The organism is Cribrihabitans pelagius, from assembly GCF_048820915.1.
Classification (GTDB): Bacteria; Pseudomonadota; Alphaproteobacteria; order Rhodobacterales; family Rhodobacteraceae; genus Cribrihabitans_A; species Cribrihabitans_A pelagius.
In genome coordinates this window covers 1-10,310 of record NZ_JBMERR010000046.1, presented here as the reverse complement: position 1 = coordinate 10,310, position 10,310 = coordinate 1, and the positions used below count along the sequence as shown (strand labels likewise).

At 62.9% G+C, this 10,310-nt stretch carries 12 protein-coding genes and 4 pseudogenes; 3 read left to right on the top strand and 13 right to left on the bottom strand.

What is annotated here, in order from left to right:
• A pseudogene (locus ACOHX0_RS21435) lies at nt 1-195 on the top strand (transposase); the annotation flags it as partial.
• 414 nt (nt 196-609) lie between these two features.
• On the opposite strand, the gene ACOHX0_RS21430 reads toward ACOHX0_RS21435, so the two are convergent.
• From ACOHX0_RS21430 to ACOHX0_RS21380, 11 genes and pseudogenes are all read right to left on the bottom strand, one after another.
• On the bottom strand, nt 610-1,350 hold the full coding sequence (locus ACOHX0_RS21430; protein WP_420679281.1) for a glycosyltransferase family protein: 741 nt from the start codon (nt 1,348-1,350) through the stop codon (nt 610-612).
• A gap of 88 nt (nt 1,351-1,438) precedes the next feature.
• Nucleotides 1,439-1,645, bottom strand: a pseudogene (locus tag ACOHX0_RS21425) (glycosyltransferase family 2 protein); the annotation flags it as partial.
• Nucleotides 1,642-2,205, bottom strand: a complete 564-nt coding sequence (locus tag ACOHX0_RS21420) for an SAM-dependent methyltransferase (RefSeq protein ID WP_420679280.1) — start codon at nt 2,203-2,205, stop codon at nt 1,642-1,644. The pseudogene ACOHX0_RS21425 and the gene ACOHX0_RS21420, both read right to left, overlap by 4 nt.
• Nucleotides 2,206-2,472: 267 nt before the next feature.
• Nucleotides 2,473-2,850: a PIG-L deacetylase family protein gene (locus tag ACOHX0_RS21415; protein WP_420679279.1), complete on the bottom strand. Its 378-nt coding sequence runs from the start codon at nt 2,848-2,850 to the stop codon at nt 2,473-2,475.
• A 50-nt stretch (nt 2,851-2,900) separates the two neighbouring features.
• Nucleotides 2,901-3,224 carry a hypothetical protein gene (locus ACOHX0_RS21410; protein ID WP_420679278.1) on the bottom strand — a complete coding sequence of 108 codons (324 nt, stop codon included), beginning with the start codon at nt 3,222-3,224 and terminating at the stop codon, nt 2,901-2,903.
• Entirely contained in the window at nt 3,224-3,991 is a 768-nt protein-coding gene (locus ACOHX0_RS21405) for an acyl-CoA dehydrogenase family protein (protein WP_420679277.1), read from the bottom strand. Before ACOHX0_RS21405 ends, ACOHX0_RS21410 begins: the two co-directional genes overlap by 1 nt.
• Complete coding sequence (locus ACOHX0_RS21400) at nt 3,988-4,791, bottom strand: glycosyltransferase (RefSeq protein ID WP_420679276.1); 804 nt, start codon at nt 4,789-4,791, stop codon at nt 3,988-3,990. The genes ACOHX0_RS21405 and ACOHX0_RS21400 overlap by 4 nt, the downstream gene beginning before the upstream one ends.
• A 106-nt stretch (nt 4,792-4,897) precedes the next feature.
• Nucleotides 4,898-6,019 (bottom strand): glycosyltransferase family 2 protein, encoded by a 1,122-nt coding sequence (locus ACOHX0_RS21395; RefSeq protein WP_420679275.1) that lies wholly within the window; start codon nt 6,017-6,019, stop codon nt 4,898-4,900.
• The gene (locus ACOHX0_RS21390; protein ID WP_420679274.1) at nt 6,016-7,488 is read right to left on the bottom strand and encodes a glycosyltransferase family 2 protein; all 1,473 of its coding nucleotides are present in this window, start codon (nt 7,486-7,488) and stop codon (nt 6,016-6,018) included. The genes ACOHX0_RS21395 and ACOHX0_RS21390 overlap by 4 nt, the downstream gene beginning before the upstream one ends.
• 198 nt (nt 7,489-7,686) lie before the next feature.
• Entirely contained in the window at nt 7,687-8,424 is a 738-nt protein-coding gene (locus ACOHX0_RS21385; RefSeq protein ID WP_420679272.1) for a Crp/Fnr family transcriptional regulator, read from the bottom strand.
• 4 nt (nt 8,425-8,428) lie between these two features.
• Complete coding sequence (locus ACOHX0_RS21380) at nt 8,429-8,878, bottom strand: MgtC/SapB family protein (RefSeq protein WP_420679271.1); 450 nt, start codon at nt 8,876-8,878, stop codon at nt 8,429-8,431.
• Nucleotides 8,879-8,996: 118 nt separating this feature from the next.
• On the opposite strand from ACOHX0_RS21380, the gene ACOHX0_RS21375 reads away from it, so the two are divergent.
• Entirely contained in the window at nt 8,997-9,311 is a 315-nt protein-coding gene (locus ACOHX0_RS21375; RefSeq protein WP_420679270.1) for a DUF421 domain-containing protein, read from the top strand.
• Between the two features lie 3 nt (nt 9,312-9,314).
• On the opposite strand, the pseudogene ACOHX0_RS21370 reads toward ACOHX0_RS21375, so the two are convergent.
• Nucleotides 9,315-9,671: pseudogene (locus ACOHX0_RS21370) on the bottom strand (integrase core domain-containing protein); the annotation flags it as partial.
• 354 nt (nt 9,672-10,025) lie between these two features.
• Between ACOHX0_RS21370 and ACOHX0_RS21365 the strand changes: the two are divergent.
• On the top strand, nt 10,026-10,169 hold the full coding sequence (locus tag ACOHX0_RS21365) for a hypothetical protein (protein WP_420679269.1): 144 nt from the start codon (nt 10,026-10,028) through the stop codon (nt 10,167-10,169).
• Nucleotides 10,170-10,190: 21 nt separating this feature from the next.
• Here the strand turns inward: ACOHX0_RS21365 and ACOHX0_RS21360 are convergent.
• A pseudogene (locus ACOHX0_RS21360) lies at nt 10,191-10,310 on the bottom strand (IS5/IS1182 family transposase); the annotation flags it as partial.

Sequence of the window (10,310 nt, the reverse complement as noted above, 5' to 3'; positions counted from 1 at the left end):
CCTGCATCCCAGGTCGAAAGCAACGAAAGACGACAGTTCGATACGACAAGCGCCGTTACAAACGACGTAACCGCATTGAGATCATGTTCGGAAGACTGAAGGATTGGCGGCGCGTGGCAACCCGCTAGGGTCAGGTGCCCCAAGGTCTTTCTGTCGGCAATCGCGTTGGCAGCCCTCGTCATATACTGGCTATGAGTCCTGAGCCTAGGCGTCCTGCAAGGCGTCCTCCGCTTCGCTTCTGTTCTTCAAAACACGAAGGCAGTTCCCGAAAAGTTTCGCGGAGGTTGCATCATAGAGTCTGGAAAAGGCCTCGCGGTCGCCCAGGCTGGTCCGGGCGATTAACTCCTCTATATCGCTTCGCGTGATCATGAAAGCGCGCGTCCCCGGCCAAAGCAATCCTGTGACTGATCCGGCTCAGCGGCGCACCTCACGGCAAGGTAGTTCGTGACACGGCGCCGTACAAGCCTGCCGCGATGACTGCGGCCGGTGCGGCGGCGGCCAGCTCCGAGATCCGAGCCCGTGATGTCCCTTTCTCATTCATGGCTTGATTTCTCCGGCGCAATGGAACTTGGATAAAAACTATGGTTCAGCAGTGCCTTGTCTTTTTCGTCAATTGCCTGCACACGGCTTTGATGCTGTAATCGCCCCCCCCGACGGCATCGACGTGCCAAGGTGGGAAGATGACAGCGTTGCAGCCGGAGCTTCCGGGGCAGGAATTGCCCTCCCCGAATTCCTGCAGGTTTCGAGCATTTCGATATGGCGGGGCAGGTCCCGCACCTTGAACCGCAGGCGGCCAGACACTTGTGCCGGCCAGGGTCCGAGCGTGCCGCTTCCCGCGCGCCGGATCAGCCAATCGGCCGGGGGCAGGCAATCGTCGATCAGATAATCCGCCCCGCCGATACGCGCCTTCAGCGCATCCGACATGCCCCCGGTCGCGCGCCCGGTCAGCCGGCAGGAGGCCTGCACCGTCACGTCATCCGCGTGGCGCACCTTGCAGCCCCGATCACGCATCATGCGAACGATCTGGCGGTCTTCGCCGCATCTGGCGGACACAAAACCTCCGACTGCCAGATAAGCCATTTTGGTGAATGCGAGGCTCGCCCCGGCTGCTTCGCCATGCGTTCCGGCAAGATCGGCGCAACGGGGTGCGTGGCGCATGTAGAAGTTCTGCACAAGCGTCCGATAACGGCCTTCCAGCGCTGCAAGCTGGGGATTCATCCCGTTCAGGATGTCGGCCTCGGCCACTATCGGCTCGACCTTCCCGCAGACTGCGTCTACCTCGGTCAGATGTGCGATATTGCGGGGCAGCCAATGCGGCCCGACGATGCAATCCGCATCGGTGGTCAGCAAGTATCGCAGGTCCGGCATAGTGCGCAGGGCATGATCGCAGCCGATCCGCCGGGCAGTGCCGACGCCCTCGTGGGGGGGCGAGGCTGCGTTCCAGCACGGTGAGATCGAGGCCGAGCCGCGCGGCGGTCTCGCGAGCTACCGCATCCGTGCGGTCAGTGGTGTTGTTGATCACCAGGATTACCCTGACGCGCGAGCCGCCCTGGTTTGCGAAGGCGGTGAGGCATGGATCGATCCGAGCCTCCTCGTTCCGGGCCGGGATGATGACGGCAGTATCCGGGGCAGGAGAATAGCTTATGATCCGTCCTCCGGCATTCCGCGGTCGATGCGATAGCGGTCGGTCCGCGTGACGGGCATGGACCGATGGCTGGCGAGTGCGCCGGTGAAGGTTTCCAAGGCTTCGTCCCCCTGCATTTCGTGACCTGTCTCGCCCAGCCAGGTCACGCACAGAACCTCGGCCCTCGGCCAGGATGCGGTGATGTCCTTGGCCAGGCTCCGCAGGCTGTCGGGATCGAGGAAGTAGAGGATCTCCGAAAGGATCAGCAAATCGAAGTCATCCTCAGGCAGCGGACAGGGATAGAAATCTTGGATGAACCGGCCGTCCGGAACCGCCTGTTGCGCCGCTTGCACGGCGATGGCAACCGCGTCCATGCCGGTATATCGGCCGCAGAACGGGGCCAGTTGCCGCGCAAGCTGGCCATTTCCGCAACCCAGCTCGAAAGCCGCGGCATAGTGCGGACGGGTGAGCGCGGCCCGTGTCGCGGCGAATTTGGCCTGCTCGTAATCGCTGTGCTCGAAATCCCACGGGTCCGAGGTATCGGCATAAAGCGCACGCAGATGATCGCGGCTCACGCCCATCACGGCATCCTCCAGAAAATTTCTTCTTCGGTCGTGAATCTTTCCACGAGACCCGGCGGGAGGATGAAACCCGTTGGATCATCGGGGACGATCTGTCCTGCTTGGGAGCGGTGCGCAGCGATGGCAGCGCGCTTGGCGACACGCCATTCGCCAAGTGACACTTCGAACGGTGCATGGTGGGCGGTGCTCTGGCGGAACTCCGGGTCATCCCAACGTGACCAAACGGGGTAAGTGTAGGATGACCATTCGGGGCGGCGCGCACGAAGCTCATTTGCGAAACGCGCAGTGGCTTTGTGATCCTCGTGGTGGTCCTCGGCGGCAGGTGCAAAGACATGGCGCGCCCGCGGTATCAATGACCTGTTCCAACCTTGTCGCCACGGCAGAGGCATTGGCGCGGTAGAGTTCGGCGTCGGCAAGGCCCAGCCATGTGAGGTCGCCGGTGGTGCCGCCGAGGCATTCGATGGCCCGAGCCATCTCCTGCTGGCGCAGGGCGGCCAGGCGTTCGGGCGGCCAAAGACGCGAACGGGGATGGCTCGCGCAGCCGTCCGTGAGGCAGATCACATGCGCTCCGGCCCCCGCAAAGGCGCGCGCCAGAAGCGCCCCGCAGCCCAGGGATTCGTCATCCGGATGGGGGGCCAGCACCACCAGTCTTTCCCGGCCCAGGAATACGGACCTGTCAGGGTGTGCCGCGACATTCATCCCAGCACCCCCCAAGCCTGACCTTCCTGCCCAAGCGTGTGACGCGCCGCCCGTTGCAGGAAGGCATCGCGCGCGGCCTGGCGCAGATAGACTGCCAGATCGCGGGCCATGCGCCCGGTTCCGGTGCCGGTCTCGAAGTGGCACAGGCCGATGCTCTGCTCGACGGCGCGGATTGCATCGAGCCCGGTCTCTTCGGTCGTCAGGCGGGCCGCAATGGAGGCGGCCACGATGTCCTCTGCCGGGGTATGCGGATCACTCGATGCTTGCGCGGCGCGCTCTGTGAGCGCCGCGCCCGCCCAGGCCCGCATAAGAACGGTCATCAGTCGAGTCTGTTGCGGCTCGGCCTGCATCCGGCCCATGGCGCGAAGCTCCCCGCCGCCTCATCCAGCAGTCCGATGGCGGCCCCCGCTTGCAGCGCCGCGATGCGCCAGACACCGCCGACGAAATGCGGCTCCTGCAGATAGACGCCCGGTCCGCCGACCCATCGGATATCCTGAACCCGCAAACCGCAAAAATCATAACCGCCAGAGGCGGTCGCCCGCATCCCTTGCATGTCCCAGCCAGAGGGGTCGGCGCGGCCCTGATCGGTCACATCAACCAGCGCCAGGCGCACCTCCGATGCGCTCCCCACGGTCACGAGCGCATGGCTCACCGTTCCAAGCCCGGAGGCAAAGCGCTTGCACCCGTCCAGATGCGCTCCGGAGGCGTCCAGCGTGACCGGCACCCGGCCATCGGCACCCCAGACCCCCAGCAAGGCCCCGCCGGCGATCCAGCGGTCCACGTCACGTTGCAGCGCGGCAGAGCCATGAAGGCGGATCAGCCGCAGCGCATTGACGTGCCCCTCCCACAGCCGCCCGATACTCAGGTTCGCCGCGCCGACCTGCATCAGCCCTCGTGCGATGCGGACGGGATCCGTCCCACCGTCATCCGCCAGCAGACCCGCTTCGCTCAGCAATGCGATGGAGCCGCCAACCGGGCGCTCGCCGCGTTCCTCGAGATTGGCGGCCGCGCGCAAACGTGCGGTCAATTCCGCGGGTAGGGGAACACCGGCCTCCGGCACCGCGGCGGACAGGCGGGTGGCTTTCATTGCTGCACCTCCCTTACCTTTCCCCAGACAGCCGCGACAGTCTGAACCGGGACGGGCTGAAGAAGCCGCTCCCATTGCCGCGCAACCGGGCCGAGGCGAAAGGCTGGATTGGCTTCGACCCGCGGCGGCGCAAGGCGCCATTCCGTGATGCGTGCGAGGATCTGCGCCGGGTCATTGCCGTCTACCTGTTGCCGCGGGTCCGCCACGATCTCGGAATCGGCACCCAGGTTTCGATGCACCAGAACAGGCGTGCCGACGGCGTTCGCCTCGGCCAGGACGAGTCCGAAGGTTTCCGCGAATGTGGTCTGCGGATAGAAAAGGCACAGCGCACGGCGCATCTGGCGGATCAGTGCCGGGTGGGACAGCGACCCCAAGAAGAACACGCCATCGGGCACCGGGCCGGTGTCCCACCGCAGATAGCCGGGATCGGCTACGGCAAGGGTCAAGTCGGGCATCTGCCGGCGCAGGGCCGCGAACTGGCCAAATACTTCGGCCAGTCCCTTGTGCGGCGAGCTGGCGAAGAGCAGCCGGCCGGGGCGTCGCGGCGTAGCGTCGGGACGCAAATCGTCATCCAGCGGATTGTAGATAACATGAAGAACCGGCGTTTCATCTTTGCCGAGGAAGTCGCGAAGCCGTGCGGCATGGGTGTCCGAGACGCAGACGACCGAGATGCCGGCCGCTTTCAACGCTGTGCCCATCTTTCGGTTGCGGCGGCCCGGGTAGACATGCAGCCAGAGGAATATCGGCATTTCGGGGTGCCGCTTGCGCATTTTCAGCGCCACCTTCCAGCGGTTTATCACGATCGCGGCGTCAAAACCGCCTGCATGGCCCAGATCGGTCAGCGGATAAAGCCTCCCGGCTTACGAAAGGCGCCGGTCGGTGCGGCCGTTCTGGAAATGGGCGGTATCAAACCGGGCATGTAGGGCGCTCGCAATGCGTAGCACCGTTGCCTCGGTGCCGCCCAGCCCGCCAACCTGCAGATCGGGCAGATCGTATCCCGCCGCACTGCACGGGTCGACGATGGCGATGGACGTGCGCGCCGTCTCGTTCCGCACTACCGTCATAGCGCGGCCATCCGGACTGCGAAATCGCGGCCAGGATTTTCCCGACTGCCGCTGCCGTCTCCTCCGTGACCGGAATGTCGCGCCTTTGCAACCACTCAGGGCGGCTGACGTGAGCCAGCTCTAGGTGCGGGATATCCACCGGCACCGGGTCGATCTTGCCGGTCTGACGCCAGTGCTTCACCTTTTGCCAGACCTTCTGGCGGTCGGCCCGGCGGCGGGTGCTGTCGTAATCAGACGCCGACGATTGCGTCAGGCTGCCGGGCGTCTCGATCTTGGTCAGCAGCAGTTCCGGCACGTTCCAGATGACCTCGCCGTTCAGAATCAGCCGGTTGCGGAACTCGCGGTCCTCCTCGACGCAATCCTCGAAGCCGCCGAGGCGGCGGAACAAATCCGCGCGGAAGAGGCCCGAGTTGATATGCGTCCATTCGCCGGGCACCTGCGTGCCCATTTGCAGATTCGGGAACACGTCATCCAGCAGTGACAGATCGCGCCGGATCTTGACCCGCCGCCCATCCGGCAGGATCAGCTCGTGATAGGTGAGCGCGGCGCTGACCTCCAGCCGCTGCCCCGCCTGCTTGCCTGCAAGAGGCCAGTTCAGGCATTCATCGGCGCCGATGCCCTGCGCCGTCAGCACGCGTACCTGATGCAGCACCCTGTCCCAGTGCGGAATGTTATCGGAATCGTGGAAGGTGACAGCATCGCCCCCGGTCAGCAGCAGGCCCGCGTTTTTGGCGTTGGCCGTGCCCAGGTTCTGCGACAACCGAACATAGTTGAACTTGGGATGCGAGAGGAACGGCTGCATCGCCTGCGGCGTGGCATCGGTGCTGGCATCGTCGATGACGGTGACGCGGATGTTCCACCAGCTCTGATGTAACGCTGCGCGGATAGCCGCGTCGATCAGGTGCGCGCGATTATAGGTCGGAATGACGATATCGACCGGCGGGGCCAGCGGATCAGAGGTCATGCCACCGCCCTCCCTGGGGGCAGCATCACCGCATCACGATAGACGCGCAGGCTGCGGATTGTCAGTATCGCCGCAGGCAGCGGCAGCATCAGCGCCCCCAGCGCCCCCAGCGCCGCCAGGATCACCGGATCCGTTGGCCGGACCGTGACAAGCAAGAACAACGCGAGGATGCAAAGCACGAGGGCGCATTGAGGTGCATCGGTGCCCGAACGGGCACTGCCGCCGGTCTTGTCGGTCACGATGAAGGTGAGGGGGGTGCCGGTCACCGCATCGAAGGTGGCCTTCGCCGATGGCGGTGCCAGTGCGATGCGGCAGGCGAGCGCGCGCAGGACGATCCCTAGAGGCAACCCATCGCGCCAGCCGCGCGCCAAGACGCGCATGACGATGTCGCAAAGGCTGAGAACGATTGCGCAGCCTGCAAGCAACGCCGCGATGGTGTGACCTTGTCCCGTCAGCAGCCACGCAGTCAGGAGCACAAAGGGCACGAGCGCCAGATTGAACCAAGCGGTCAGTTGGGACAGGATCACCAGCCGCTTGGCAAGGGTGAGGGAACCGGCGGCGGTGAAGATCATCCGGGCATGCCTGCACAGTGTCTGGGCATTGCCGCTGCACCAGCGATAGCGCTGCTTTTCGAGATCCCGCAGCAACAACGGCAGCAGGCCCTTACCAACGATCTGGTTGATGAAACGTCCCGAATACCCGCCATTGCAGAGCCGAACGCCGAGTTCCGCGTCCTCGGTCGTGGTGACACCCGACCATCTGCCCGCCGCGACCAGCGCCGCGCGGGAGATGACGCACAGCGTGCCGGTCAACAGCACCGCTTCGGCCTCGCCGGCCTTGGCGGCATTGGTGCGGAAGTATTCCTCCAGTTCGGCATCGATCCCCGGCGCGGCGATGGCCGTGCCGGTGTAGGATTGCGGAAACTGAACGTAATCCGCGCCGGTCTTATGCAAGGCCGCGGCTGCGCGATGCAGGAAATCGCGCGCGACGACGTAATCCGCATCCACGGTAACGATATGGGTGGCGCGCAGGTCGGCATGATCCAGCGCGATGTTGAGCGCGCCGGCCTTGGCCCCTTTTACGCCAGTGCGGTGAAGGAACCTGATCCGGCCGGGATGGGCCGCGCGGAACCGCTCGACCGGCTTCCACAGCGCGGGCTCCGCGGTATTGTTGTCCATCACGATGATCTCATAACTATCAGCAGGCCAATCCTGATCGAGCAGGGCGCGCAGCGTGGCGGTCACCAGCAAGTGCGGTTCGCAATGGGTTGCAACATGCACCGAGAACCACGGAGGGGCGGAATTCCGCGCAGCAGAGGGAGGACGCGCGGGCAGGCAGGCGATAAGCGGCCGAAGAGCCATTGGCGCGATCTGAATCACAACGATCGTACCGCAGACCAGCGCGCCGAAAGGCGGCAGGGTTACTGCGAAAATCAGCAATCCGACCGTTGCAAAAAGCCGTTGTTCCATCGTTCGCCCCGCAAGCGTTAAAAAGCGGCAGCCGATTTAAAAGATCAGCAGCTTAAGGTTTCCCCGGCTGCCGATGCGACAACGCTTCCTGTGGCTGTTCAGTGCCCGAGCGCAGGCGCACATGTGTCCGACCAGCAAAACAATATTGACCGAGGCCGCGAAGCCCCGCGTTCAACTGGATTGAATTGCGGCTTGCGCTCAGTCCTGCGGAAACCAGGACGTATCCATCTCCGCATAGCGGTCATGGAAATCGGTGAGTTCGATCATGTCGTTTTCCCTGAGAAGCCGGATACGAGCCTGATCGCGGTGGATGAAGCCTTCACGCTCCAGGCGGATGAATGTCTTGCTGATATAGACATTCGTCAGCCCGAGATAATCTGCAATCTGGTTCTGGGTCATCGGCAACCGGATGGTATCGGTCATTTGGAGGTTAGTGATGCGCAGGCGCGCAATCAGATCGAGCAGCATGTAACTGACCCGCTCCTGCGCGCTCATGCGTCCCATCGCGCGCAGCACGTCGATCAGCACGACATGGTCTCGCAATGCGAGGGAAATCAGCAGAGCGGAAAGCTTCGGAGATTCACTCAGGATCTTGTCGAGCGCCGATTTCGGAAAGGGGCACAGGCAGACGTTTTCGACGGTGCGCAGCGTCGTCGTGGCATGTTTGAGCGCGACATCGGGAAACCCGATGATGTCGCCCGGATGATGGATCTTGACAATCTGGCGGCGGCCGTCGGGCAGGTCGGTATAACTAAACGCCCAACCGTGTTTGACCACATAGAGATCCTTGTTTTCGTCTCCGCCCTGATAGACCTCACGCGCGGCCTCGAAGACCCGCTCGGTCTTTTCCAGGTGTCCCAGCATTTCCTTGTCCACGTCTGACAAAGACATGTAATGCGACAGCTTGGTGACGAGACAACTTTCTTTATCGGACATCCGGCTACTCCTCGGCATTGCCTCGAATATGCAGCCAATCGAAAATATTGAGAACCACGAAGATCAACATCGAGATGAATGCCGCTTCCTTCAGGAAGCCCAGGCCGCAGGCAATGCCGATTGACCCCACGGCCCGGATTGCGGCGCCGCTGCGGATCCCCTTGAGGCGTCCGTCATCGCTTGGCGACATGATCGCGCCGGCGCCCAGGAAACCGATGCCGCCGACGATCCCCTGGATCAGCCGCGTGGGGTCGATGCTCATGGCATCGTCGTCGGCGGCGCCGCTGAGGGCGAAGTTCAGCGTGACGGTCATCAGCGCGGCGGAACCGATCGCGACCAGCACGTAGGTGCCGGCCCCTAGCGGCTTGCCCTTGATCTCGCGGTCGAGACCGACGACCAGCCCGCAGCCGCCCGCGGACAGGACACGCAGGATGAACTCGCCAAAATTGATCATCTACCAGAGCTCACTAAGCGGAAAATCGTAATCATTCAGACCTTGTAGCATGTTTCCATCAGCTCGGGTTCAACCTGAGTTAATACAGGGAGAAGGCTATCGCCTATGATGGGCGGACATGCTGAACCTGGGGACGGCCGGAACCACCTTCTTCGATGCGCCTTTGATTGATGCGGTAGCCACAGGCGCCGTGCTAAGTGCTATCGGTATTTGCTGGTTCATCCTGCTGTTGCGCATCGTCGGGCTGCGGTCCATTTCAAAGATGACGAATTTCGATTTCGTCATGACGATCGCCATGGGCTCGCTGCTGGCCGGGGCGTCGCAATCGCAGCAATGGACCGGGTTCGTCCAGACGCTGACGGCGATGGCCAGCCTCTTTACAGTGCAATACGGCGTATCGAGGCTGCGGCGCCACTTGAGTGGTCCAAATTGAAAGTTAGTGCATGGTGGGCCTGTGGTCCATCGGCACGATGGCTTCCGGAGCCGGTGGGCGGTAGCCCAAAGCACTGTGGGGTCGTTTGGTATTGTAGTGTTTTCTCCAGCTTTCGATGATGATTTGGGCTTCCCGTAGTGAGTAGAAGATTTCGCCGTTAAGCAGTTCGTCCCGCATTCGAGCGTTGAAACTCTCGCAGCACCCGTTCTCCCAAGGCGAGCCTGGTTCGATGTAAGCGGTCTTGGCGCCAACGGCGCTGATCCAGTCCCTGACGGCTTCGGCGATGAACTCAGGGCCATTGTCCGACCGAATGTAAGAAGGCACGCCGCGTAGAATGAACAGGTCCGTCAGCGTGTCGATGCGGGAGCAACCCCGGCCCCGCTGGCCCGGTACGGCTGCGCTGTGCGGTGGCTGCACCGCATCGGGCCAGCTTGCCGTGTGCGCAGCAGCGGGGTCATTGTTAGCCGCCGATCGTGGGTCAAGATTGCGTGCCGATTAACATCCAGGTTGCGCATGAAGCCGCTGCCGGTGAGATTGGCCGCGCCCACCATGAGACGGGCCTTCTTCTCCCCCGGCCTGCAGGACGATCTTGGGATGGAAGCGCCCTGTTACCGGGCCCTTGGCAAGACTATAGCGAAACGGAAAGGAGTTCTCCGGTCAGGAATATGCCAAACTTACATTGGCCCGAAGGAAGCAAGGCAGGTGCTCGCCGATATGGAAGTCGATCTGAATGATTGTCAGATGAAACGGGCCGCAGATAAGGACGCTTCAGGTGGGCGCAAGTTGCCGTATTTTGTCGACCCGATTGACGGCATGCTGCGAATAGGCATTGTTGCAGAACTCGCTCTTGAGGCCTGACTACCCCTTTCCCCTCTGAGCTTAGGCGACACGGACGATCTCGGCGGCGCCGAGTGCATTGAAGCGGTTGATGAGGGCGATACGGATGTGGATTTCGGCGGTTTGGCGGTCAGGGTCTCTTGCAGCGATGCGCTCGCCGAA